The organism is Halalkalibacter oceani (assembly GCF_023715705.1).
In the GTDB taxonomy this organism is placed as follows: domain Bacteria; phylum Bacillota; class Bacilli; order Bacillales; family Bacillaceae_D; genus Halalkalibacter; species Halalkalibacter oceani_A.
Genome location: NZ_JAMBOS010000005.1, coordinates 207,817 through 232,966, shown reverse-complemented (window position 1 = coordinate 232,966; position 25,150 = coordinate 207,817). Strand labels below are relative to the sequence as shown.

Below are 25,150 nucleotides of genomic sequence, written 5' to 3'. Positions count from 1 at the left end.
TTGGCATTAGAAAAGATTGTCGTAAAAGGAGCACGTTCTCATAATTTAAAAAACATTGATGTAACCATTCCGCGGGACAAGCTCGTCGTATTGACAGGGCTGTCGGGCTCAGGAAAATCCTCTCTGGCTTTTGATACGATTTATGCCGAAGGTCAGAGACGATATGTAGAGTCGCTCTCGGCGTACGCGCGGCAATTTTTAGGACAGATGGATAAGCCGGACGTCGATGCGATTGAAGGCTTGTCACCGGCCATTTCGATTGACCAGAAAACTACAAGCCGCAACCCGCGTTCAACCGTAGGGACGGTAACGGAGATTTTTGATTATTTGCGTCTACTGTACGCGCGGATTGGCCATCCGGTTTGTCCGAAGCACGGGATTGAAATTTCCTCGCAAACGATACAGCAAATGGTTGATCGTCTCATTGAGTATCCGGAACGGACGAAGATGCAGATTCTCGCACCGCTCGTTTCAGGGCGGAAGGGGACTCATGTCAAAGTGCTGGAGGAGATGAAGAAGCAGGGCTACGTCCGGGTCCGGGTTGACGGGGAAATGCGTGAGATTGCCGAAGACATTGAATTAGAGAAAAATAAAAAGCACAGCATCGAAGTCGTCATTGACCGGATCGTCATTAAAGAAGGGATTGAGACCCGGCTGGCCGACTCATTGGAAGCCGCCCTCGCCTTGGCTGATGGCCGGGTGCTCGTTGATGTGATTGATGACGAAGAACTGTTGTTCAGTCAGCATCATGCCTGCCCGGAATGTGGTTTTTCGATACCGGAGCTTCAACCGCGGATGTTTTCGTTTAACAGTCCGTTTGGGGCTTGCCCTTCATGTGACGGACTTGGTGTGAAGCTGGAGGTTGATCCCGAGCTTGTTGTGCCGGATCGGACAAAGACGTTGCGTGAGCATGCGATTGCGGCATGGGAGCCGACAAGCTCGCAATATTATCCGCAGCTGCTGGCGGCGGTCGCCGAGCACTACGGGATTGATCTCGATACTCCGGTTGAGCAGATTCCCGAGGCGCAATTCGAGAAAATTTTATACGGTAGCGGCAAAGAGAAGATTTATTTCCGTTATGAAAACGAATTTGGCCAGGTGCGCGAGAATATGATCGTTTTTGAAGGGGTGATTCCGAATATTGCCCGGCGCTATCACGAAACAAGCTCAGATTATGTTCGTGAGCAGATGGAAGCTTATATGACGCAGAAAAACTGCCCGACTTGTAAAGGGTATCGGTTAAAGCGTGAAGCATTGGCGGTGTTTATCGGCGGAAAGCATATCGGCCAGGTCTCCTCGTTTTCTGTAAAGGATGCGATGCGCTTCTTCGAGAGCCTGGAGCTGACTGAAAAGGAAACGGCAATTGCCCGTCTTATTTTAAAGGAAATAAATGACCGGCTCGGCTTTCTTGTGAATGTCGGTCTTGATTATTTGTCTCTCGGACGGGCGGCGGGGACATTGTCAGGTGGCGAGGCACAGCGGATTCGCCTCGCTACGCAAATCGGCTCTTCTTTAATGGGCGTGCTTTATATCCTTGATGAGCCGTCAATCGGCTTACATCAGCGCGATAATGACCGTCTGATTAAAACACTTGAGCATATGCGGGATCTCGGCAATACGCTGATCGTCGTCGAACATGACGAGGATACGATGATGGCTGCCGATTATATCATTGATATTGGACCTGGAGCCGGGATTCATGGTGGCTATATTACGGCCGCAGGAACGCCGGCTGAAATTCAGGAAAATGACAAGTCATTAACCGGACAATATTTGTCGGGCAAGAAATTCATACCCGTTCCGGCATCACGCCGGCCTTCGAATGGCCGGAGCTTCACGGTGAAAAAGGCAAGTGCAAACAACCTGAAAAATGTCACGGTCTCGTTTCCGCTCGGTCAGTTCATCGCCGTTACCGGAGTGTCAGGTTCTGGCAAGAGTACGTTAATTAATGAAATAGTCTATAAATCATTGGCGCAAAAGCTGCACCGTGCGAAGGATAAGCCGGGTGAGCATAAAGAGATTGTCGGCCTTGAGGAAATCGACAAGGTGATTGATATCGACCAGTCGCCAATTGGCCGGACCCCGCGCTCCAATCCGGCGACGTATACGAGCGTATTTGATGACATTCGCGATGTGTTCGCGATGACGAACGAAGCGAAGGTGCGCGGCTACAAAAAGGGTCGCTTCAGTTTCAATGTGAAAGGGGGCCGCTGTGAAGCGTGCCGTGGCGACGGGATTATTAAAATTGAGATGCACTTTTTACCGGACGTCTATGTTCCTTGTGAAGTATGTGGCGGCAAACGCTATAACCGTGAAACGCTGGAGATCAAATATAAAGGGAAAACGATTGCCGATGTACTGGAAATGACCGTCGAGGAGGCGGTTGAGTTCTTCGCCAACATTCCGAAGATCAAGCGTAAAATCCAGACGCTCGTCGATGTCGGACTCGGCTACGTCCGCCTTGGCCAGCCGGCGACGACGCTGTCCGGAGGAGAGGCTCAGCGGGTTAAACTCGCCTCCCAGCTTCATAAGCGCGCGACGGGGCGGACGATTTATATTCTCGATGAGCCGACGACAGGGCTGCACGTTGATGATATTGACCGGCTGTTGAAGGTGTTGCAGCGTCTCGTTGATAACGGTGATACGGTGCTTGTGATTGAGCACAATCTTGATGTGATCAAAACGGTTGACCATATTATTGATCTTGGCCCAGAGGGTGGAGACAAAGGTGGTCAAATTGTCGCTGAGGGGACGCCGGAGCAGGTCGCCGAGGTCGAAGCCTCCTACACAGGGCATTATTTAAAGCCGATTTTGGAACGGGATCGGGCGAGAATGGAAGAGCAGATAAAAGAAAAGGAATTGCAGAGTCAACAGTAGTATAAACTAAAGAGACTACAAGAAATTGTTTTTGATCGTGGCCAGACGGGTATGTCGAACAATGAAGAAAATGTGTAAAGTTTGCCCGGATGATGAAACCTGTTGCCTTTTCCCTCCGTATAGCAATGGTAGAGTGTGATGTTACTGATAGCTGTCTGATTTCACCAATTAAGGAGTGAGTCGAATCATGGAAGAACGTAAAATGATTTTGAAAATGATTGAGGATGGAAAGATTACAGCAGAAGAAGGGATCAAGCTGTTGGAAGCCATTGATAAGGGAGAAAAGGAGCAGCTGGAGACCGGCGTTTCAACAAAGGTGAACTGGGATGAAGGAGAGGGCTACCGGAAGCGTGCCCGTCAAACGACGGCGTCCGCAGCTAATATGTTTACTTCCTTTATTGAAAGCACCATTCAGAAGATTAAAGATGTCGATCTGGACTTCAACTTTGGACCGGCGATTGAGGTTGACCACATCTTCCAACATCGTGACGGCTCACCGACGTCGCTTGATATTTCGTTGGAAAATGGCTCCGTGTCTTTCCGCCCTTGGGATGAAGCCGATGTGCGGATTGAATGTCAGGCAAAGGTTTACCGGGTGAAGGACAGTGAAGAAGCTCGGAGCTTTTTCCTGCAACAGTCGACCTTCCGGGTCAATGAAAATAAGCTGATGTTCCATACGAAAACAAAATCAATGAAGGTCCAGGCAACGGTTTACGTGCCACGGACAACCTTCGATCATATTAAGTTGTACACGTTTAACGGTCAAATAAGCGGAAAAGGGATCGACACGGACACGTTGGATGTCAATGCGATGAATGGCGCGATTTCCTTTGAAGAGGTCAAGGCTAAGAAGGTGATCGCCGAAACAGTCAATGGAGCGATTGAATACAAGAATACGGAAATCGATGTGATCGATGTGAAGACCATTAATGGCGGAATCACATTGATTGGCACGATTCAGGACCTTGACGCCGAAACGGTAAACGGCTCAATCACCTATGAAATGGCAGGACTGAGCGAATCGGGCTATGCGGATTTGAAGGCGACGACCGGCAGTGTTCATTTGTTTGTGCCGAAGAAGCTGCGTGTCGAAGGTAAGTTGAAAACGAACGTCGGCAGCTTTGCCGTCGGTCTCGCAGACTATGAAGTGCTTGAGGAGAAAAAAGAATTTGCCCAGAAATCGTTGAGCTTTATCGGCAACCAGGATTCTTCTCCGCGCGTCAAAATCAATGCATTGACGAATACCGGTTCCATTCATGTGAAGGATTTATACGAATGAGGTGACGAAAGTGAAGAAGCGACTTTATCGATCGCAGTATAATCGAAAAATTGCCGGTGTATGCGGGGGATTGGCGGAATATTTCTCGATTGACGCGACAATTCTCCGGCTGGTGGCTGTGTTTTTATTAATCGTGACGATTGGTTTCCCGATGGTGATCGCCTATGTGATCGCCGCCGTGATTATTCCGAATGACGAAGACGTGAATCCGGCGTGAGATGGCTGATCGGCCTGTTAATCAATGCTGTTATTTTAATCGGGATTTCCTATCTGTTCGAAGGCTTTGAGCTGTCCGGTTTTGCAGCGGCGATTATCGCCAGTTTCCTTCTGTCGATTGTCAATGCGATTGTCAAGCCGATCCTCATTGTGCTAACGCTGCCGATTACCATCCTGACGCTCGGTTTCTTTTTATTCGTGATCAGTGCATTCACCTTGTTGTTAACGGCTGCTTTGATGGGCGATGCTTTTATGATCAGCGGCTTCGGAACGGCCATCGTGGCGGCTATTCTGATTGCGCTGATCCAGACATTCGTCGTGAAGCCGATGCAAAAAGGCTGATTGCACGGGAAACCCTGCTTCTCTCAACCTTAAAAAAGCTATAGCATGGCATTAGCCTGGGAAAAAAGGTGGAACGAACCTTTTTTCCCAGGCTCTTTGCTTTTTAGAATAACGGACTTTTCGGATTTCTGTTAGGTTTTGTGCTAATATATAGAATGTATTAGATTGGATAACGGACAGGATGCTTACGTGAAAGCGAGGGAACTAGCAGTGGATAAGGTAACCGCAAATAATTTGCTGGAGGATTTTCAATTCGAGCTTTTAGCTGGTGAAGAAGGGATTTACCGGCCGATAACGACGAGCGATATTTCCCGGCCGGGGATTGAGATGGCAGGATACTTCACCTATTATCCGGCAAGGCGACTTCAATTGCTTGGACGGACGGAGCTTGGCTTCTTTAAGCAGTTGAACGATCAAGAAAAAGAGAATCGGATGGAGAGGCTTTGTACATATGACACGCCAGGTATTATTATTTCCCGCGATTTGGAAGCGCCGAAGGAATTGCTCCAGGCGGCTGAGGAGTTTGGTGTCCCAATCTTGCGCTCCAGTATGCCAACAACGCGCTTAAGTAGTATTATTACCACATACCTTGAAAGCAAGCTGGCCCCAATGACGGCGGTTCATGGTGTGTTAGTCGATATTTATGGAATCGGCGTCCTGATAACTGGAAACAGTGGAGTCGGAAAAAGTGAAACCGCCCTGGACTTAGTGAGAAGAGGTCATCGCCTCGTCGCGGATGACTCAGTTGAGATCCGTCAGGAGAATGAGGGGACATTGGTCGGTCGTTCGCCTGATTTAATCAAGCATTTACTTGAGATTAGAGGACTCGGCATTATCAATGTCATGACCTTGTTCGGAGCTGGCGCGGTGCGGCCTTATAAACGGATCACCCTTTGCATTCATCTCGAGCTCTGGGATCAGAATAAAGCGTATGACCGTTTAGGACTAGAAGAAGAAAAAATGAGAATTATTGATACGGAAGTGACCAAACTGACTGTACCTGTCCGCCCCGGACGAAACTTAGCCGTTATTATTGAGGTCGCGGCGATGAATTTCCGATTGAAGCGACTTGGTTTTGATGCGGCACAGGAATTTTCCGAGCGGTTAACGGGCGTGATTGAAGCCGGGGATCATGATGAATTTAAATAAAATGAGGTGGCAAGATGGAGGAGACAATTGAACCATTAAGCAGGATTTTTCTTGAATTTGGCCCGATCCGGATTTACTGGTACGGGGTGATTATCGGTATAGGTGTGCTATTAGGCTACTTGCTGGCAGCGAGGGAATCGGTTAAGCGGGGGATGCCAAAGGAAACATTCGCCGATTTGCTTCTTTATGCAATTCCGATTTCGATTATTTCAGCACGAATCTATTATGTCATCTTTCGCTGGGATCAGTTTGCCGACGATCCGATTCGCGTTTTCTATATATGGGAAGGTGGAATCGCGATCCACGGGGCATTGATAGGCGGCGTTTTGACGGCTTATTTCTTCACTAAAAAACACAATCTCTCCTTTTGGCAGCTTGCTGACGTTGCAGCACCAAGCATCCTGCTCGGGCAGGCCATTGGCCGGTGGGGGAACTTTATGAACCAGGAGGTGTACGGAGGCCCTGTTACGAGAGAATTTCTTGAAGGCCTGCTGTTGCCGGAGTTTATTATTAACCAAATGTATATTGATGGTACTTATTATCATCCGACCTTTCTTTATGAATCGTTATGGAGCCTGGTAGGCGTTTTCCTGCTTTTATATTTACGGCGCCTCAACCTGCGTCAAGGGGAAATCTTTTTCACGTACGTCATCTGGTATTCAGTCGGCCGCTTTGTGATTGAAGGGATTCGTTTAGATTATTTGCTGATCGGTGGCGTGCTTAAAACCGCTCAGGTTATTTCGGTCGTCTTGATCGTCGGTGCAGTGATCCTGTGGATTTATCGTCGAAAACAAGGAAATACGCCGCGCTATCACGATCCGGCTCTTCCACCTAAGCAGCAGGCGAAAGGACGCTCAAAAAAGAAAAAGAAATAAGCTTTTAATGAGAGAAAAGAGTGGAGGAGAGACAAATGGGTGTAGTAAAGAGAGGCTTGCGGGTCGGGTTGGAAACGACCTGGACATTAGGTAAGATTATTTTCCCGATTACGCTGATCGTAACGATATTAGGCCATACGCCGGCACTCGATTGGATCGCACGGATGCTGGCGCCGGTAATGGGCTGGATCGGTTTGCCGGGCGAGGCGGCGATTCCGCTTGTTCTCGGGAATATTTTGAACCTATATGCCGGGATCGGCGCGATTTTAACGATGGACTTAACCGTCAAGGAAGTGTTCATCCTTGCTGTGATGCTGTCGTTCTCCCATAATTTATTAGTTGAATCGGCGGTTGCCGCAAAGGTCGGTGTGCGGATGTCGGTCATCCTTGCGGTTCGTATCGGTCTTGCTCTCATTTCCGCTTTTGTCATCAACCTATTTTGGCAGGGTGGCCAGGAAATGGCGCAGTACGGCTTTGTATCCGCCGCCCAGCAGCCGGAGTTGAACAGCTGGCTGGCGATTGGCTGGGATGGGGTCACGAGCGCGGCGCTCGGAATTTTTCAGCTGGCGTTGATCGTCATTCCGTTAATGGTCGTGATTCAGGTGATGAAAGAGCGCAATTGGATTAAGATCATGTCGAAAGCGATGAGACCATTAACGAAACTGCTGCGGGTGCAGGAGAATACGTCAACGACATTAGTCTCCGGCCTGACGATCGGCTTGGCATTCGGAGCCGGCGTGATCATTCAGGCGGCCAAGGAAGATGGAATTTCCAAAAAGGATATGTATTTGATCGTTATCTTTCTCGTCGCCTGTCATGCTGTCGTAGAGGATACGTTGATTTTCATTCCGCTTGGCATCCCTGTATGGCCGCTGCTGATCATTCGTATCCTCACGGCAATTTTGCTGACTTTGGCAATATCCGTCATTTGGGACCGGGTTGAGAAAAAACAAAAGCTAGAGAGAAAGGAAACGAGCTATGAATATTGATACACTGCTTTTTGATTTAGATGGGACGTTAATTAATACGAACGAGCTGATTATCGCGTCATTTCTTCATACGCTTGACAAATATAAGCCGGGTGAATACACACGCGAGCATGCGATTGACTTTATCGGGCCGCCTCTAATTGACAGCTTTCGTAAAGTCGACGCCGAGCGGGTTGATGAGATGATTGAGACGTACCGAGCTTTTAATCACGAAAAGCATGATGAGCTGGTCGAGGAATACGAAGGGGTCTATGAAACGGTTGAACGTCTCCACCAGCAAGGGTATAAGCTGGCGATTGTGACAACGAAAATTAGAAAGACCGCTTTGATGGGATTGAAGCTGACCGGGCTTGACCAATTTTTTGATGTTGTTATCGGACTAGACGATGTGACAAATGCGAAGCCGGATCCGGAGCCTTTGGAAAAGGCGCTGACCGCCTTGGGCGCAAGTAAGGAAACAGCAATGATGATCGGTGACAGTTCTTATGACGTGCAGGCCGGCAAGAATCTTGGCGTGCCAACAGCGATTGTCGGCTGGTCGATTAAAGGGGAGGAAAGGATTCGCTCCTATCAGCCTGATTATATTTTATCGAATATGCGCGATCTGCTGGCGATTATTGGAGCGGACGAATCATGAGCAGAAAAACAGAGCGTTTTCCTGTTGAAACGGCGAATTCACTCTGGCATATTTACAAGACCGTTCCTTTTTGGAAGGTCATGAAAAACTTTATGATCATCCAGCTAGCCCGTTATACACCCTGGCTCCGTCTGAAAAATTGGCTCTATCGGACATTTTTAAAGATGAAGGTCGGTGACGAAACAGCGGTTGCGTTAATGGTGATGATGGATATTATGTTCCCTGAAAAAATCTCAATCGGCCGTAACTCGATTATCGGCTACAACACGACGATTCTGGCGCATGAATATTTGATTAAAGAGTATCGCCTTGGCGATGTGGTGATCGGTGATGAGGTGATGATCGGGGCAAATACGACGATTCTTCCTGGCGTGACGATTGGCAACGGCGCGATCGTCTCGGCGGGGACGCTCGTTCACAAAGATGTCGCTCCGGGTACGTTTGTCGGAGGCAATCCAATGAGGGTGATTCGTGGGGCGACGGAGCCGTTCTCTATCGATGAACGGTAATCATATAACTTTACTTTTGTAAGTAAGGGTGTGTAAAATGAACGTGATGCTAGAGATGAAGTGGGGAACAAGGGATGAGTAAACGAAATGAACAGCTGCTGATGACCGCCTGGCTTTTGTCTTTAATTGCCACGCTTGGCAGTTTGTATTTTTCTGAGGTTGTTGGCTATATTCCATGTGAATTGTGCTGGACGCAACGGATTTTTATGTATCCGATCCCGATTATTCTCGGGGTTGCGCTGATTAGAAAAGAGATTTCCGCGGCTTTTTATGTGCTGCCTTTATCCTTAATTGGCATGGGCTTCTCGATTTATCATTATTTGCTGCAAAAGGTTGATGCTTTGGGACAGACCGATTCCTGCGGTCTGGTTCCATGTGCAATGGAATATATTAATTATGCCGGCTTTATTACGATTCCATTTCTTGCCTTGACCGCCTTTCTCGGAATCACGATTTGTATGGTTATGTTAGTAAAGAGGAGAGGAAAGTAAATGAAAAAGCTTTTGATATATGGCGGAATTGTTGTCGTTTTATTCGCCGCTTTAGCTATCGTCACTTCAATGAAATCGCAACAGGCGTCAGAAGGAAATCCATTTGGAAAAGACCGCCTTGATCCGGGTACGATCAAGCAGCTCGATGACCCGCTGTATCAGAATATCATCCTGCCGGACGAGCTGGAGGCCAGTCTTGCAAATGGGGAAGACAAAACCATATATTTCTACTCTCCGAACTGCCAGGCTTGTCAACAGGCGAGCCCTGTACTCGTTCCGGCAGCGGAAGAAGCAGGTGTAAATCTTGAACTGCTGAACGTACTTGAATTTGATGAGGCGTGGGCGGACTTTGGTATTAACGTGACTCCGACAGTGATTCACTTTGAAAATGGTGAAGAGGAGTCACGGCTCGAAAGCCTGCAAACTCAGGAAGAATACGAGCAGTGGCTGAGCGAGCGCGCGGACAGCGCATCATAGGTGAAAGAAGGTTGCTCCACAGGTGAAGTGTGCCTAAGGAGCAGCCTTTTTCTGTTACGTTGGACGAGGAGCAGTGGTTCCGTTCTGCGCGCAGCAAGAAGGAAAGAAAACACTTTCCTTCTTGCTTTAAAACCCTTTGTGCAGACTGCACTCACTGCTTCAAAATAGAAAAACGAAGAGCGTGTTTTTCTATTAATTAAACGTTTGTTTAATGAGAGGTGGGGGTTGGATGATTGTTGTCAGTTCGTGTTTGGCGGGGCTTCCGGTTCGTTATAATGGGACGGACAGCTTGCATAAAGAGATTAGAAGATTAGTCAGTGAAGAGAAGGCGTTGGCGCTTTGCCCGGAGCTGCTTGGGGGCTTTGTTACTCCACGCGAGCCGGCGGAGATTGTCGGCGGGGACGGGTATGATGTTCTCGATGGACGGGCGAGGGTGGTAGAAAAATCAGGCCAGGATGTGACGGCGCAATATATGGCCGGTGCACAAAGAACATTACAAATAGTTCAAGAGGTACAGGCGAAAGCTGTCATTTTAAAAGAAAACAGTCCTTCCTGTGGCAGCGCCCTGATTTATGATGGGCAATTTCGCAATCGGCGTTTAGCTGGCTGTGGGGTGACGACCGCCTTATTACGACGTCACGGTATCGAAGTTATTTCTGAGGACGAGGCAGCAGACTGGTTGCGCGGCCAAGGCAGATAAGCGAAAAGGTTTAGCAGACCAAAGGAGCGGGGTATAGACGTAAGAGAAAGCGAGCATGTTGTACGTGATTAGCGAAAAGGAGGACGGAAGATGGTGAATGTCGGGTTGTATGTACGTTTGGAGGCTAAACCGGAAAAGGAGGGGGAGATTGAAACCTTTCTGCGCGGAAGCCTGCCGATTATTCAAAGCGAAAAGGAAACGGTGGCATGGTTCGCCTTGCGCCTTGGACCGACGACTTACGGGATCTTTAACGCCTTTCCTGATGATGCCGGACGACAAAAGCACCTATCGGGACTTGTTGCCGAAGAATTAATGAAGAACGCCCCCGATTTGTTTACGCAACCGCCTACGATAGAAAGTGTCGATGTTCTTGCCGTCAAGCTACCCCAGCGATAACAGCTAGCTGAAAACGCTCGTGCTTCCCTTTTTCAGTCGCCCCTACCGGAGAACAAGTTTCTTCCGGTAGGGGCTTTGCGTCTTTGTGATCTTACTTGCTAGCTCAGCTCACTCTGAGTATATAATTCAGAATAGTAAATATTCATAGGCAAATCAAATATTTTATGTAATAATAATATTAATAATAAATTTAATGATTTAATGATATCAACAGGTCAAAAAATATGACAAGGAGTGAAGGAAAATGAGAAAGCAAAAGCTGGTCATCAACGGGGAGCGGTTACGAAAGTCGTTAGAGCAGTTTGCCGTTTTTGGACGGACGGAACGAAACGGAGTCACCCGGTTAGCGTTATCTGAAGAAGATCGACTGGCGCGTGATCATTTTGTTTCGTGCTGTAAGGAGCTTGGCATGGAGGTCAAAGTTGATGATATGGGCAACATTTACGCGACGCTTGCCGGAGTCGAAGATAAGCCGCCGATTGTCATCGGCTCTCATCTTGATTCGGTGAAAAAGGGCGGTCGCTTTGATGGCGTGCTTGGTGTGTTAGCTGGTTTGGAGATTGTTCGGACATTAGTCGATCATCAGGTGAAGCCACAAGTGCCAATTACAATTGTCAATGTGACCAATGAAGAGGGCGCACGCTTTGAACCGTCGATGATGGCATCCGGCGTTCTTTCTGGCAAATTTGATAAAGCGGCGATGATGGAAAAGCAGGATACGGACGGGATTACCTTTAGGGAAGCGCTCGATGAAATCGGCTATGCCGGTGATGAAAGAAACCGCCTCACGGAAGCAGCTGCTTTTCTTGAGCTTCATATTGAACAGGGACCTGTGCTGGAAAGTGAGGGGCTGACGGTCGGAGTGGTTGAATGTGTATTAGGGATGGTCTGCTATGAAATTGAAGTGAATGGGGAATCAGATCATGCCGGGACGACGCCGATGGCGATGAGAAAGGATGCCCTCTTTGCTGCAAATCATTTCATTTCAAAGGCGCGACAGCAATTAAATCAGCTTGATCCGGAGCTTGTCTATACGATGGGAAGGATGAATGTTTGGCCGAATATTCATACTGTCATTCCGAATAAAGTTGTTTTTACGCTGGAAGCAAGGCATAAGGATGCAGAAGAAATTCGTCGGGTCGAGGAGATCGTACAGGGAATTGCGACAATGGAGGATCATGAAGGCTGCGAAGTCAGCGTAACGAAGCTATGGGGCCGTGATACGGTCTGGTTTGATGAAGAGATATGCAATATGCTTGAGCAATCAGCCAAGTCGCTCGACTACCCGTACAAGCGAATGGTGAGCGGGGCCGGGCACGATGCGCAATTTCTCGCCAGCTACATCCCGTCGGCGATGGTTTTTGTTCGCAGTATTAATGGAAAAAGCCATTGTGAGGAGGAGCTGACGACATGGGAGGATTGTGAAAAGGGCGTCAATGTTTTGCTCGAAACGGTGATGACGATGCTGGAGAAGCAGGCATAACCTGTATATTAGCCGGCCGAGCCGCAAACAGTGAGGTTCTGTATCAGGGTGTGTCAAAAGGGAAACAATCCTTTTGACACACCTGTTTTTTTCTTTTGCGGGGAGAGTGGTTTCTTCTGACGAGGAAAAGAGGGGAAATTGACTGAAATGTGATAAAATTAGAAGGGATTTCTCAGAAAAAGCTGAAAAAGACAGCGGAATTTTTGTTGACGGACTACGTCGGGAAGAGTACACTATGAATATGCTTTATCTTGGTAGTATATTAGCGAACTAAAGTAAATGTGACCATAGACGTACAGAAAGTGAAATGGGGGTTCAGTAATGTCAAAGCCATTTATGTTTGAAAAACCGCTTGGAATGCGGGATACGTTACCTGAAATGTATGAGACGAAGAAGCAGATCCGAACGCAGCTGGAAGCAGAAATGGAAGCATGGGGCTATCGAATGATTGAAACGCCGACGCTTGAGTATTATGAAACCGTTGGTGTCGCTTCGGCGATTTTGGATCAGCAGCTCTTTAAGCTGCTCGATCAGCAGGGCAATACACTCGTGCTGCGTCCGGATGTGACAGCACCGATTGCCAGACTGGTCGCCTCAAGCTTAAAGCAGGCCGCCTACCCATTGCGCCTTGCCTATCAGTCAAATGTTTATCGTGCCCAGCAGCATGAGGGCGGGAAGCCGGCCGAATTTGAACAGCTCGGCGTAGAGCTGATCGGCGATGGCACGGTCAGCGCCGACGGGGAGGTCATTGCGTTAATGATCGCTTCGTTAAAGCGGGCCGGCTTGTCACATTTTAAGGTAGCGATCGGGCATATTGGCTATGTGAATGCTCTTTTACTTGATATTGTCGGCAATGCCGAACGGGCTGACACACTACGCAGATTTCTATATGAAAAAAATTATGTCGGCTTTCGGGGGCATGTGAAAAACCTGCCGCTATCGTCGATTGACCAACGCCGGCTTCTCGGTTTGCTGAAGCTGCGCGGAGGCAAAGATACACTTGACTCGGCGAAGGAGTTAGTTTCGACCGAGCAGGGAATGGCGGCGTTGGCCGAGCTGGAGGAATTGTGGAACGTTCTTGAAAGCTACGGAATTGAGGATTTCGTCAAGCTTGATTTAAACCTCGTCCTGCACATGAGCTATTATACGGGAGCGGTGTTTGAAGGCTATGGCAGCAAGCTCGGTGTTCCGCTTTGCAGTGGCGGCCGGTATGATGAGCTGCTTGGCAAGTTTAAGCGCCCGGGGCAGGCGACCGGATTTGGTCTCAGACTGGATTTGCTGGTCGAAGCGATCGGCAAAACAGCGCCGAAGCCAAAGCAAACATGTATTATATTCAGCAAGGAAAGACGGTCCGAGGCTTTTCAGGAGGCGGCACGATTACGGGAAATGGGCGAAGCGGTCATTCTGCAGGATATTGCCGGTGTTGTCGATGTCGACCGGATGTCTGAGCAGTTTGCTGATGTGCTCTATTATATTGGAAAGGCAAAGAGAGGAGAGGCGTGACATGGCGGAATGGTTAACGGTGGCAATGCCAAAAGGGCGGATTTTTGAAGAAGCGGTGGACCTGCTGCGAAAAGCGGGCTACAATCTCCCGGCCGAGTTCGATGATTCGCGCAAGCTGATCGTCGACGTACCGGAAGAAAAGCTCCGCTTCATTCTGGCGAAGCCAATGGACGTCCCGACTTATGTAGAGCACGGCGTCGCCGATGTCGGTGTTGCCGGGAAAGACGTCATGATCGAGGAAGAGCGCGACGTCTATGAAGTGCTTGATCTTGGAATCAGCGCCTGCTATTTAGCTGTTGCCGGGCTTCCGGGCTATGAAAAGTCGGATATCAATCCAAAGGTTGCCTCCAAATATCCGAATTTAGCAACGCAGTATTTCAAGGAGCAGGGCGAACAGGTGGAGATTATTAAGCTTAACGGTTCGATTGAGCTCGCTCCGTTGATCGGTCTTGCGGACCGGATTGTCGATATTGTTTCAACAGGACAAACGTTAAGAGAGAACGGTCTCGTCGAGCTGGAGACGATCGTCCCGATTACTTCGCGCTTAATTGTGAATCCGGTCAGCTACCGGATGGAGGATGAACGGATTGATCAGATGGTCGAGCGCCTATCCCGCTTAATTGAGGAGGAAGAAGAATGAGAATGGTCAAGGTTGAGGCATCGGTCAGCCTCAGGCGCGATTTGGATACTGGAACAGAAATGCAGCGTGATGCTGTCGAAAACATTATAACGCAGGTGATTGAGCAGGGAGATCATGCGCTTTATACGCTGACGAAAACGCTTGACGGGGCGGAGCTCGACCAACTGCGGGTGACTGAAGCGGAAATGGAAGCGGCTTACGCGCAAATGGATGAGGAACTGATCGAAGCACTTCGTGAAGCGATGACCAACATTCGCGACTTTCATCAGCGCCAGCTGCGGCAATCATGGCTGACGACGAAAGAGGATGGCACGATTCTCGGCCAGCAAATAACGGCACTGGATTCCGTTGGCGTCTATGTGCCGGGCGGGAAAGCGGCGTATCCGTCTTCGATTATGATGAATGTCATCCCAGCCCAGGTCGCTGGGGTGAAGCGGATCGTCATGGTGTCGCCACCACAGGCTGATGGAAGCCTGCCTGCCGGTGTGCTTGTAACCGCGAGTGAATTAGGCGTGAAGGAAATTTACAAGGTCGGCGGCGCTCAGGCAGTCGCTGCGCTGGCCTATGGAACGGAAAGCATCACACCGGTTGATAAAATCACCGGGCCGGGCAATATTTACGTCGCCTTGGCAAAGCGGGCAGTATTCGGCAAAGTTGATATCGATATGATCGCCGGTCCAAGTGAAATTGTCGTCCTGGCTGACGAATCAGGAGATCCGGCTTATATTGCCGCCGATCTGCTGTCACAGGCTGAGCATGACGAGCGGGCTTCCGCGGTGCTTGTGACAACCTCAAATGAACTGGCGGAACAAGTGTCCGTCGAAGTCGAAAAACAGCTGGCACTTTTGCCACGGAAAGACATTGCTGCCGCCTCGATTCGTGACTACGGCGTCATTTATATAGCGCGTGACATCGCCGAAGCCGTTCATGTCGTCAATGAGCTTGCGCCCGAGCATTTGGAGCTGTTGACGAAGGAACCGATGAACCTTGTCGGCAAAATCCGTCATGCCGGGGCGATATTTGTCGGCGCCTACAGCTCGGAGCCGGTCGGAGACTATTTCGCTGGACCGAATCACGTTCTGCCTACGAACGGTACGGCGCGCTTTTCTAGTCCGTTAAATGTTGATGATTTTATTAAAAAATCAAGTATTATTGCCTACAGTAAAGAAGCCTTGGAGGCGAACGGCTCGAAAATTTCCGCCCTCGCCCGTTTGGAAGGACTCGAAGCTCACGCCAGAGCAATTGATATCAGGTTGGAGGGAAACAAATGACAGAGCGACGCGCACAAATTGAACGCAATACAGGGGAAACGCAAATTAAGCTCGATTTTACAATTGACGGAGAAGGAAAATCTGAGCTTGAGACGGGGGTTCCGTTTTTAACACATATGCTCGACTTGTTCACAAAGCACGGTCATTATAACCTAATGGTTGAAGCGAATGGGGACACCGATGTCGATGACCACCATACAACAGAAGATATCGGCATCGTCCTTGGACAAGCGATCAAGCAAGCGCTCGGCGATAAAAAAGGGATTCGCCGCTATGGCAATGCCTTTGTGCCAATGGATGAAACGTTGGCTCAGGTTGTCGTTGATTTAAGCAATCGCCCTCATTTGGAATTCCGCGCTGAATTTCCAAAAGAGAAGGTCGGAACATTTGATACAGAGCTTGTCCATGAATTTATGTGGAAGCTGGCATTGGAAGCACGGATGAACCTTCATGTCATCGTCCATTATGGCTTCAATACACATCATATGATTGAAGCGGTATTCAAAGCATTGGCACGCGCTCTTGATGAAGCGACAAGCATAGACGAACGGGTGAAGGGCGTCCCGTCAACGAAGGGATTGTTGTAGAGCATGATTGGCATCGTCGATTACGGAATGGGAAATTTGCATAGTGTCAGCAAAGCGCTCGAACGACTCGAGCTGCCGTATGTCTTGACGGAGGATATTGAGGTTTTACAAAAAACAGACGGTCTGCTGCTGCCCGGAGTTGGGGCTTTTCCTGACGCGATGGCGACATTGAATCAAATGGGGCTGAGCTCCTTTTTACGGGAGTGGGCGGAAGCCGGCAAGCCGCTGCTCGGCATTTGTCTCGGCATGCAGCTTTTATTTGAAGAAAGTGATGAACATGGTCTGACGGAAGGGCTGAAGCTGCTGCCGGGACGTGTTGAGCGTTTCAGCGGGCAGATGGCTGATGGCACAAGCTACAAAGTGCCGCATATGGGCTGGAACAAGCTGACGTTTCAGCAGCCGAACCATCCGCTGCTTAGAAATGTGGAAGAAGGTCATGTCTATTTCGTTCATTCATATGTTGTCAAGGAAGGAAGCGACGATGTGTTAATTGCGACGAGTGAATATGATGGAACCGTTCCGGCGGTCGTTGGACGGGCCAATGTGCTTGGGACACAGTTTCACCCGGAAAAAAGCAGTCATGTCGGGATCAGCATTCTTCGCAATTTTGGTGAACTAGTCGCACAAGGAGGCGGGAAAAGTGAGTAAGTTTGTCATCTATCCAGCAATTGATATGCGTGACGGGAAATGTGTTCGTCTGAAGCAGGGCGATTATAATGAAGAAACCGTCTATGGCGATTCTCCGTTTGCGATGGCGCACCAGTTTGCCGAAGATGGAGCAGAATGGATACACATGGTCGACCTTGACGGAGCCAAGGCGAAAAAACGGATCAATCATGAGCATGTTCTTCGGGTCGCCAACGAGCTTGACGTCCGGGTCCAGGTGGGCGGTGGCATTCGCACAGCGGACGATGTCGCTTTTTATCTCGATCAGGGCGTCGACCGCGTCATTCTCGGCAGTGTCGCCGTTAACGATCCGGCATTTACGAAAGAGATGCTCGCTACATACGGAGGAGAACGGATTGCGATCGGCCTTGATGCCCGCGACGGCTATGTCGCAACGGAAGGCTGGCTGGAAACGTCATCTGTCAAAGCAGAGACGCTGGCGCAGGAGTTGGCCCGCTTCGGAGCAGAGGTATTTATTTTCACTGACATTTCCCGTGACGGAATGCTTTCAGGACCGAATACAGAAGCGATAACGGCGCTCGCTGAAGCAACAGGGAAGCAGGTAATCGCCTCCGGCGGTGTCAGCTCGTTAGCTGATTTATCGGAGCTTCGTCAACGGACGACACGCGGGGTGAGCGGTGCGATTGTCGGGAAGGCGCTCTACACGAATCAATTTACGCTTGCCGAGGCGTTGAAAGGGGACGACTGAGAATGCTGACAAAACGTATTATTCCCTGCCTTGACGTAAAAGAAGGACGCGTTGTCAAAGGTGTCCAATTCGTTGATCTTCGCGATGCCGGTGATCCGGTCGAGCTGGCGGCGTTTTACGATCAGGAAGGCGCCGATGAACTCGTATTTCTTGATATTTCCGCCTCGCATGAGGGTCGGGAAACGATGGTTGAAGTCGTCGAGCAAGTCGCGGGGACGCTGGCGATTCCGTTTACGGTCGGCGGCGGGATCAACTCGCTTGCTGATATGAAGCGCGTGCTGCGTGCCGGCGCCGATAAAGTGTCGCTCAATACCGCGGCTGTCAAACGGCCTGAGCTGATTCGCGAAGGCGCGGACTTTTTTGGCTCGCAATGCATCGTCGTCGCCATTGATGCGAAGTATGATGCCGAGCTTGGCTCGTGGCGGATTTACACCCATGGCGGACGAACACCGACTGACTGGGAGGTTGTCGCTTGGGCGCGCGAAGCTGTCCGGCTTGGAGCAGGAGAAATTTTGCTGACGAGCATGGATCAGGACGGAGCGAAGACCGGCTTTGATCAAGCATTGACAAAAACGGTCAGCGAAGCTGTTACCGTTCCTGTGATCGCCTCCGGCGGGGCGGGGAAAAAGGAAGATTTCGCTGCGGTCTTTCAGGAAGCGAAGGCGGATGCGGCGTTGGCGGCTTCGATTTTTCATTATAAAGAAACATCAGTCACCCAGGTCAAGACGTACTTAAAAGAGCAGGGAGTGAGCATACGATGACAAAACAAGAGATCGCTTTTGATGAGAACGGCCTCGTCCCGGCAATCGTCCAGGATGCCCAAAGCAAGGAAGTGCTGACGTTAGCGTATATGAACAAGGAATCATTGGAGAAATCACTGGAAACGAGAGAGACATGGTTCTATTCACGCTCACGCCAGGAGCTGTGGCATAAAGGCGCAACGTCCGGCAATACACAGAAAATTGTGGATATCCGCTTTGACTGCGATGCCGACGCGCTTGTCGTTCTTGTAGATCCGGCCGGCCCGGCTTGCCATAAAGGAGTGTATTCTTGTTTTAGTGACTCCTTGCTGACGGAGGAAAAGAAAGAACGTAGCGCCAGCCGCTTTGCGATTATTAATGAACTGGAGCAGATCATCGCCGAGCGGGAAGCGGAAATGCCTGAGGGCGCCTACACAACGTATTTATTTGAAAAAGGCGTCGATAAAATTCTGAAAAAAGTTGGAGAAGAAGCGGGCGAAGTGATTATCGCCGCGAAAAACCGCGATCCGGAAGAATTGAAATGGGAAGTCGCCGACCTCCTCTATCACCTTCTCGTCCTTCTCCGCGAACAAAAACTCCCCCTCGACCAAGTCCTAAGCGTCCTTGAAGAACGCCACAGCAGCTCATAAAAAAAGCCCGGTTTAGGCTTTTTTTATGAGCGAACCCCTCCAGCGAAGCCTGCCCCAAAAGTTCTTCACCAGTGTTCTTCTGGTGAAGACGGGCAGAGCGGAGCGAGGGAAAGTCCGGTTTAGGCTTTTTTTATGAGCGAATGGGTGATTCGAGGACGGGCGTCGGCTTCGCGCGTTACACGGATGGCTGAAAAAAGCCCGTTTTCAGCCATCCTTAAACGATTGTAACGGTTCCGCACGCCGCTTCTAAGAAAGGACGCTACGCGTTTTTCTTATGAGCGAAGCCTGCCCCAAAAGTTCTTCACCAGTGCTCTTCTGGTGAAGACGGGCAGAGCGGAGCGGGGCAAAGCCCGGTTTAGGCTTTTTTTATGATAAAGATAATCAGGAGTGAATTTATGCGAAAGAAGCTGAGTGGTCGCATCTTTAATCGTATCTCTCCTCTTGTTTTACGTGCTTCTTCATCAACGTGATCCGCACGAAGGGGACATCTATCGAATAACGGAACCGTGGACGATGCAGGTGACGGATATTCTTGCCATCGAGCAGATCGATGATGACTGGTTTGTCTTTTTTCGAACGAGCGACTTTCTTCATCTTGGGAGATTAGAAAAGAACCTGTTCGGGACGTGGAATCTAGTTGACTTTCATCAAGGTGATGCTTTGTTGGGGAGTATTCCAATCGAAGGTACAGATTCAAATGTCGTGTTAGGGGGCGCGGGCTATTCTGATGCCGGCTCAAATGAAGATAAGTCTTTTTTCTTTGGGATGATTGACAATCCTGCTGTCAATAAAGTGATTGTCGAACAAAAGGATAGCGTGTATGAAATCACTGATTTTATCCACGGAACTCATCAGACACGTCTTTTTTTACTCATTACTGACCAAGAGATCCTGTCTTTTTCAATAACCGCTTATGATCATGATGATACCATTGTTCATTCTTATCCACAGTAGCGGGACAGTGGGCAATTAAGCCCCGGAAATTTGAGGAGGAATTCAAATAAATCATCTATTCCAAAAACATGAACTGATGCAGCTCATGTTTTTTTGTTTTACAATTCGTCATTTTTAATCAGAATGATGGTAAACAACAGAGTATTGCTGAATGCTAAAATGATGTATACTAGGTGGTATGATGAGAAGCTGGAGGACCGTAACTTCATGGATGTAACACCACAAAATGAACAAAACAAACGCAAGGTCGTTCCATTGTATCAAAACGGCGATTATTTCTTTCAACGCGGACTTGAGGCCTACCGCAAAAATCATTTGCAAAAAGCAGTCAGGCTCTTTGAACGGGCGGTCAAGCTCACAGCTCAGGAGCCTGTCTTTCGTATTCAGCTCGCGGCTGTGCTTTCGGAGCTCGGTGAGTATGAGCGGTCAAATGATATTTTGCATGATGTCCTGAATGAAAAAGGGGACAAATTAGCGGAATGCTATTTTTTCATGGCCAACAATTACGCTTATTTAGGCTTGTTTGAACAGGCGGAACGTGCCACTCTGCGCTATTTAGAGCTCCATCCGAATGAACGCTTTTCTTCGGATGCCTATGAGCTGCTCGATTTGCTGCGGTTTGAACGTGAAGAGGACGATGATTGGGAGGAACTCGACGCACAGGAGGATGAACTTGTCGTTAGACACGAGTATGCCCACAGACTGTTGCGTAAAGGCGAGATCCAGTCTTCCATTCCAATCTTACAAGCGATTATTAACGACCATCCAACATGCTGGGCCGCTCACAACCATTTGGCCGAAGCTTTGTTCAGGCAGGGAGAGGAGCGGGCTTTTGCGATATGCGAGGCTGTATTGGAGAAGGATAAGGGAAATTTGATCGCCATTTGCAACCTGGCATTGTTTTATACAGAAAAAGGGGATGCTAAGCAGGCAGACCACTATATACGCGCCTTAAAAAATGTCTATCCTCTTCAGGAAGACCACTATATGAAGATCGCCGAAACCCTATGTGCGGTCGGTCACTATCAAGAGGCATACGAGAGGCTGAAGGAATTACAGCAATGGCAGCTGGAACAACGGCCGGCCCTTCTCTTTTGTTATGCGGTCGCCCTTGCCCATGTTGGCGAGGAGAAAAAGGCGAAGCAGCTGATTGAACGGGCTGCGAGGCTTTCGTGCCGGCAGGCCGAGCAGTTTTTGCAGTCGGGGCTGCTACTTGGTGAGCTGCGGTATCAGATTTGGGCTGAATAACTGAGCAGGAAGTTAGACAAAGAGCTGCTTTTTGGCTACGATATGACTGGATAAAGATAAAAGTGAGCATAAGCAGTAAAAGGAGTGAAGCACGATGTCTGAAGAAAAAGTATATGATGTCATCATCGCCGGGGCGGGACCGGCAGGAATGACGGCGGCCGTCTATACGTCACGCGCCAACCTGTCAACCCTCATGCTTGAGCGTGGTGTGCCGGGCGGACAAATGGCGAACACAGAGGATGTTGAAAATTATCCGGGCTTCGATCATATTCTCGGCCCTGATCTCTCCAATAAAATGTTTGAGCATGCGAAGAAGTTCGGCGCTGAATATGGCTATGGCGACGTTAAGGAAATCGTCGATCAAGGAGATTGGAAGCTCGTGAAAGCGGGAAGCAAGGAATACAAAGCCCGCGCCGTCATTGTAGCTACCGGAGCGGAATACAAGAAGCTCGGCGTTCCTGGTGAACAGGAATTAGGCGGTCGGGGTGTATCCTATTGCGCGGTATGTGACGGAGCTTTCTTTAAAGGCAAAGAGCTTGTCGTTGTCGGCGGGGGCGATTCCGCCGTTGAAGAAGCGGTCTATTTGACGCGTTTTGCTTCGAAGGTGACCGTTGTTCACCGACGTGACCAGCTGCGTGCGCAAAAGATTTTGCAGGACCGCGCTTTTCAAAATGACAAAATTGATTTCATCTGGAACCATGTCGTCAAGGAAATCAATGCGGAGAATGGCAAGGTTGGCAGCGTGACGCTTGAGAGCACGGAAACGGGAGAGCAGCAGGAGTTTAAAACGGACGGCGTCTTTATTTATATTGGAATGCTGCCGCTAAACAACAGCGTGCTATCCTTGGGAATCACCAATGAAGAGGGCTATATCGTGACAAATGAAGAGATGGAAACGAAAGTGCCGGGGATTTTTGCCGCGGGAGATATTCGCGAGAAATCATTGCGGCAAATCGTGACGGCGACAGGAGACGGCAGCCTGGCAGCACAAAATGTGCAGCATTATCTGGAAAGCCTTGAAGAAAAGCTGAACGCTTGATCAATGTAAGAAACGTCATTCGTTCTTAATGCTTCTGTAACACATGTGAAATAAAAAAGGGTTACTATAGGATTAAGTAATTGACCCCCTTTTTTATATAATTGTTGCACGGACCTTTGTGTCCGTGCCCTTTTTTTAACTCTATTTCCTCCAGATTCCTTGCTGCGCCAATAAGTAAGGGCTTACATTATGCTACTGCTTGTCACCTCAGCGCGTTTTACCTTCACAACCGGTGTAACTTTCACTTTTTCTTCTCACAGTGTATAGCTTAGGAATTGTGAGACGTTTGGATTAATTGTATAATAAGTGGATAGGAGAACTGAGGTGAATGGATTGCAACGAGTAGCAAACTGTATCTTGACATCAGGTAATAAAGCTCTGTTATTACAAAAGCCGCGGCGTGGCTGGTGGGTCGCTCCAGGCGGGAAAATGGAACAGGGAGAATCAATAAAGGAAGCCGCAGAGCGCGAGTTTCGCGAGGAAACCGGTGTTTCGCTGAAGGATTGCCAATTGCGGGCTGTGCTGACGATGATCATCATGGAAAATGACAAGCCTGTTGAGGAATGGATGATGTTTACCTTTCAGGCCACCGATTATTCCGGTGAACTCCTTGCAACATCTCCTGAAGGAAAGCTTGCCTGGAAGGAAATCGGTGAAGTAGGCAATCTGCCGATGGCCGAAGGAGATAAGCATATCTTTCATCATATTTTAAAGGAAAAAGGGATGATGTTTGGCACGTTCTATTATACGAAGGATTTTGATTTACTATCTTATCGCTTAGAGCCTGAATATACATAAAACAGGGATGAGGGGGGAGCAAACGATGAAAGCGGAAAAGGAAGAAATCCAAATTGTCATTATTACAGGCATGTCAGGGGCCGGAAAGACTGTTGCGATGCAAAGTTTTGAGGATCTTGGCTATTTCTGTGTCGATAATTTGCCCCCGGCGCTTATTCCAAAATTCGTCGAACTGATTGACGGCTCAAATGGAAAAATGAATAAAGTCGCTCTCGTCATTGATTTACGCGGCAGAAAGTTTTTCGACCATCTTTTTGAAGCGATTGATTCGATTACGCAACCGCCTGATATGAATTTGAAGGTGCAGATTGTCTATTTGGACGCGAAGGATGCAAAGCTCGTCCAACGTTACAAGGAAACGAGACGCTCTCATCCACTCGCTCCGAACGGCCTTCCGCTTGAAGGGATTCAACTTGAGCGGGAAATGCTCGAGGAATTGAAAGGGCGCAGTCAGCAGATTATTGATACGACTGATTTGAAGCCGATTCAATTGCGTGAGCGCATTATTCAGCGTTTTTGTTCAACCGAGCGTCATCCTTTTTCGGTAAACATTATGTCCTTTGGGTTTAAATACGGGATTCCGATAGACGCTGATCTCGTCTTCGATGTTCGTTTTTTGCCCAACCCGCATTATATCGATCATATGCGGCCGAAAACAGGGCTGGAGGAAGAGGTTTCCTCCTATGTGATGAAGTGGTCGGAAACGCAAACATTCGTTGAAAAACTGACCGATCTTCTTTCGTTTATGCTCCCGCAGTATAAACGGGAAGGGAAGAGCCAGGTCGTCATAGGAATTGGTTGCACTGGCGGCAAGCATCGCTCGGTGACACTTGCGGAGTATTTCGGTAAAGCCTTCTCTGAAGAATATATGCTCCATGTCAGTCATCGGGATATTGACAAAGGGAAGGAAAGGATTACGTGAAAAAAAAGAATATTGTTGTCATTGGGGGAGGAACGGGTCTGTCCGTGTTGCTGAGAGGATTGAAAACATTTCCTGTTTCGATTACGGCGATTGTCACAGTCGCCGATGATGGCGGAAGCTCAGGCAGGCTTCGTAAGGAATTGGATATTCCGCCACCGGGGGATGTACGCAACGTTCTCGTCGCATTAGCTGAGGTTGAGCCTTTAGTGGAGCAGCTTTTTCAGCACCGGTTTGAAAACGGGAACGGCTTATCCGGCCATTCTCTTGGGAATTTACTGTTGGCTGGGATGACCTCGATTACAGGTGATTTCGCACGGGGGATATCAGAGCTATCAAAGGTGCTGAACGTCAGGGGGAAAGTCTACCCGGCGGCCAATCGCAGTATTGTCCTTCATGCTGAGATGGAGGATGGCAGCATCGTCACCGGTGAGTCGCAAATTCCGCGGGTTCACAAGAAAATCAAACGGGTGTTTCTGACACCGGAGGAAGTTGAGCCGTTGCAGGAGAGCATCCAGGCGATTGAGGAAGCAGATTTAATTGTTCTCGGACCAGGCAGCTTATATACAAGCGTCCTGCCAAATTTACTCGTTCCGGGTATTGCCGAGACGATTCGAAAGGCGAAAGCAAGAAAAGTGTATATATGCAATGTGATGACTCAGGAAGGTGAAACGGACGGTTATTCCGCTGCCGACCATTTGCAGGCGATTGTCGATCATTGTGGAGAGGGGCTTGTTGAAGACATTCTGGTCCACAGCTCACCGGTTTCGTCCGCTTTGCAGGTAAGATATGCGGAGGAGGGCGCGAGCCAGGTTGTCGTTGATCAGAACCGGTTACGCCATATGGGTGTCGAAATTATAGCAGACCGGTTTGTCCTGGAATGGCATCATATGCTGCGCCACGATGCCGTGAAAGTATCCCACGCCCTGCTAAGTCTTTCATAGAAGTACGAATTAAGAGGTTGGCTGCTCGGAAGGTAGAAAAACTGCCGCCCTCGGCCGAAAGG

The 25,150-nt window shown here is 49.0% G+C and carries 28 protein-coding genes; all 28 read left to right on the top strand.

Annotated features, from left to right (window positions below; all coding sequences use genetic code 11):
• The 28 genes from uvrA to M3212_RS07475 all read left to right on the top strand — a co-directional run bounded on the left by uvrA (nucleotide 1) and on the right by M3212_RS07475 (nucleotide 25,088).
• On the top strand, nucleotides 1-2,877 hold the full coding sequence (gene uvrA / locus M3212_RS07610) for an excinuclease ABC subunit UvrA (RefSeq protein ID WP_251193351.1): 2,877 nt from the start codon (nucleotides 1-3) through the stop codon (nucleotides 2,875-2,877).
• A gap of 187 nt (nucleotides 2,878-3,064) precedes the next feature.
• Nucleotides 3,065-4,156 carry a DUF4097 family beta strand repeat-containing protein gene (locus M3212_RS07605; protein WP_251193350.1) on the top strand — a complete coding sequence of 364 codons (1,092 nt, stop codon included), beginning with the start codon at nucleotides 3,065-3,067 and terminating at the stop codon, nucleotides 4,154-4,156.
• Between the two features lie 10 nt (nucleotides 4,157-4,166).
• The gene (locus M3212_RS07600; protein WP_251193349.1) at nucleotides 4,167-4,373 is read left to right on the top strand and encodes a PspC domain-containing protein; all 207 of its coding nucleotides are present in this window, start codon (nucleotides 4,167-4,169) and stop codon (nucleotides 4,371-4,373) included.
• Complete coding sequence (locus M3212_RS07595) at nucleotides 4,370-4,714, top strand: phage holin family protein (RefSeq protein WP_251193348.1); 345 nt, start codon at nucleotides 4,370-4,372, stop codon at nucleotides 4,712-4,714. The genes M3212_RS07600 and M3212_RS07595 overlap by 4 nt, the downstream gene beginning before the upstream one ends.
• 210 nt (nucleotides 4,715-4,924) lie before the next feature.
• On the top strand, nucleotides 4,925-5,863 hold the full coding sequence (gene hprK / locus M3212_RS07590; RefSeq protein ID WP_251193394.1) for an HPr(Ser) kinase/phosphatase: 939 nt from the start codon (nucleotides 4,925-4,927) through the stop codon (nucleotides 5,861-5,863).
• Nucleotides 5,864-5,877: 14 nt separating this feature from the next.
• Nucleotides 5,878-6,738 (top strand): prolipoprotein diacylglyceryl transferase, encoded by an 861-nt coding sequence (gene lgt / locus M3212_RS07585; protein WP_251193347.1) that lies wholly within the window; start codon nucleotides 5,878-5,880, stop codon nucleotides 6,736-6,738.
• 35 nt (nucleotides 6,739-6,773) lie between these two features.
• Nucleotides 6,774-7,727: a nucleoside recognition domain-containing protein gene (locus tag M3212_RS07580; protein ID WP_251193346.1), complete on the top strand. Its 954-nt coding sequence runs from the start codon at nucleotides 6,774-6,776 to the stop codon at nucleotides 7,725-7,727.
• Nucleotides 7,717-8,364 (top strand): pyrophosphatase PpaX, encoded by a 648-nt coding sequence (ppaX, locus tag M3212_RS07575; RefSeq protein ID WP_251193345.1) that lies wholly within the window; start codon nucleotides 7,717-7,719, stop codon nucleotides 8,362-8,364. Before M3212_RS07580 ends, ppaX begins: the two co-directional genes overlap by 11 nt.
• Nucleotides 8,361-8,873 (top strand): acyltransferase, encoded by a 513-nt coding sequence (locus tag M3212_RS07570; protein WP_251193344.1) that lies wholly within the window; start codon nucleotides 8,361-8,363, stop codon nucleotides 8,871-8,873. The genes ppaX and M3212_RS07570 overlap by 4 nt, the downstream gene beginning before the upstream one ends.
• A gap of 74 nt (nucleotides 8,874-8,947) precedes the next feature.
• Entirely contained in the window at nucleotides 8,948-9,364 is a 417-nt protein-coding gene (locus M3212_RS07565) for a disulfide oxidoreductase (protein WP_251193343.1), read from the top strand.
• Nucleotides 9,365-9,841, top strand: a complete 477-nt coding sequence (locus M3212_RS07560) for a thioredoxin family protein (RefSeq protein ID WP_251193342.1) — start codon at nucleotides 9,365-9,367, stop codon at nucleotides 9,839-9,841.
• 229 nt (nucleotides 9,842-10,070) lie between these two features.
• Entirely contained in the window at nucleotides 10,071-10,541 is a 471-nt protein-coding gene (locus M3212_RS07555; RefSeq protein WP_251193341.1) for a DUF523 domain-containing protein, read from the top strand.
• A 90-nt stretch (nucleotides 10,542-10,631) separates the two neighbouring features.
• Nucleotides 10,632-10,937 carry a putative quinol monooxygenase gene (locus tag M3212_RS07550; RefSeq protein WP_251193340.1) on the top strand — a complete coding sequence of 102 codons (306 nt, stop codon included), beginning with the start codon at nucleotides 10,632-10,634 and terminating at the stop codon, nucleotides 10,935-10,937.
• 244 nt (nucleotides 10,938-11,181) lie between these two features.
• Nucleotides 11,182-12,420 (top strand): Zn-dependent hydrolase, encoded by a 1,239-nt coding sequence (locus M3212_RS07545; RefSeq protein ID WP_251193339.1) that lies wholly within the window; start codon nucleotides 11,182-11,184, stop codon nucleotides 12,418-12,420.
• A gap of 321 nt (nucleotides 12,421-12,741) precedes the next feature.
• Entirely contained in the window at nucleotides 12,742-13,923 is a 1,182-nt protein-coding gene (locus M3212_RS07540) for an ATP phosphoribosyltransferase regulatory subunit (protein ID WP_251193338.1), read from the top strand.
• Nucleotide 13,924: 1 nt separating this feature from the next.
• Nucleotides 13,925-14,563 carry an ATP phosphoribosyltransferase gene (gene hisG, locus M3212_RS07535; RefSeq protein ID WP_251193337.1) on the top strand — a complete coding sequence of 213 codons (639 nt, stop codon included), beginning with the start codon at nucleotides 13,925-13,927 and terminating at the stop codon, nucleotides 14,561-14,563.
• Nucleotides 14,560-15,834 (top strand): histidinol dehydrogenase, encoded by a 1,275-nt coding sequence (gene hisD / locus M3212_RS07530; protein WP_251193336.1) that lies wholly within the window; start codon nucleotides 14,560-14,562, stop codon nucleotides 15,832-15,834. Before hisG ends, hisD begins: the two co-directional genes overlap by 4 nt.
• Complete coding sequence (gene hisB / locus M3212_RS07525; protein WP_251193335.1) at nucleotides 15,831-16,421, top strand: imidazoleglycerol-phosphate dehydratase HisB; 591 nt, start codon at nucleotides 15,831-15,833, stop codon at nucleotides 16,419-16,421. Before hisD ends, hisB begins: the two co-directional genes overlap by 4 nt.
• 3 nt (nucleotides 16,422-16,424) lie before the next feature.
• Nucleotides 16,425-17,069 (top strand): imidazole glycerol phosphate synthase subunit HisH, encoded by a 645-nt coding sequence (hisH, locus tag M3212_RS07520; RefSeq protein ID WP_251193334.1) that lies wholly within the window; start codon nucleotides 16,425-16,427, stop codon nucleotides 17,067-17,069.
• Nucleotides 17,062-17,796, top strand: a complete 735-nt coding sequence (gene hisA, locus M3212_RS07515) for a 1-(5-phosphoribosyl)-5-[(5-phosphoribosylamino)methylideneamino]imidazole-4-carboxamide isomerase (protein WP_251193333.1) — start codon at nucleotides 17,062-17,064, stop codon at nucleotides 17,794-17,796. Before hisH ends, hisA begins: the two co-directional genes overlap by 8 nt.
• A gap of 2 nt (nucleotides 17,797-17,798) precedes the next feature.
• Entirely contained in the window at nucleotides 17,799-18,557 is a 759-nt protein-coding gene (gene hisF / locus M3212_RS07510; protein ID WP_251193332.1) for an imidazole glycerol phosphate synthase subunit HisF, read from the top strand.
• Nucleotides 18,554-19,186, top strand: coding sequence for a bifunctional phosphoribosyl-AMP cyclohydrolase/phosphoribosyl-ATP diphosphatase HisIE (gene hisIE, locus M3212_RS07505; RefSeq protein ID WP_251193331.1), 633 nt, complete (start codon nucleotides 18,554-18,556; stop codon nucleotides 19,184-19,186). The genes hisF and hisIE overlap by 4 nt, the downstream gene beginning before the upstream one ends.
• A gap of 411 nt (nucleotides 19,187-19,597) precedes the next feature.
• Nucleotides 19,598-20,140, top strand: a complete 543-nt coding sequence (locus M3212_RS07500; protein ID WP_251193330.1) for a hypothetical protein — start codon at nucleotides 19,598-19,600, stop codon at nucleotides 20,138-20,140.
• A gap of 207 nt (nucleotides 20,141-20,347) precedes the next feature.
• Complete coding sequence (locus tag M3212_RS07495) at nucleotides 20,348-21,388, top strand: tetratricopeptide repeat protein (protein WP_251193329.1); 1,041 nt, start codon at nucleotides 20,348-20,350, stop codon at nucleotides 21,386-21,388.
• Between the two features lie 94 nt (nucleotides 21,389-21,482).
• Nucleotides 21,483-22,427 carry a thioredoxin-disulfide reductase gene (gene trxB / locus M3212_RS07490; protein WP_251193328.1) on the top strand — a complete coding sequence of 315 codons (945 nt, stop codon included), beginning with the start codon at nucleotides 21,483-21,485 and terminating at the stop codon, nucleotides 22,425-22,427.
• A gap of 333 nt (nucleotides 22,428-22,760) precedes the next feature.
• On the top strand, nucleotides 22,761-23,225 hold the full coding sequence (locus tag M3212_RS07485) for an NUDIX hydrolase (protein WP_251193393.1): 465 nt from the start codon (nucleotides 22,761-22,763) through the stop codon (nucleotides 23,223-23,225).
• A 25-nt stretch (nucleotides 23,226-23,250) separates the two neighbouring features.
• On the top strand, nucleotides 23,251-24,147 hold the full coding sequence (gene rapZ, locus M3212_RS07480) for an RNase adapter RapZ (RefSeq protein ID WP_251193327.1): 897 nt from the start codon (nucleotides 23,251-23,253) through the stop codon (nucleotides 24,145-24,147).
• On the top strand, nucleotides 24,144-25,088 hold the full coding sequence (locus M3212_RS07475) for a gluconeogenesis factor YvcK family protein (protein WP_251193326.1): 945 nt from the start codon (nucleotides 24,144-24,146) through the stop codon (nucleotides 25,086-25,088). The genes rapZ and M3212_RS07475 overlap by 4 nt, the downstream gene beginning before the upstream one ends.
• The last annotated feature ends 62 nt before the right edge of the window (nucleotides 25,089-25,150 follow it).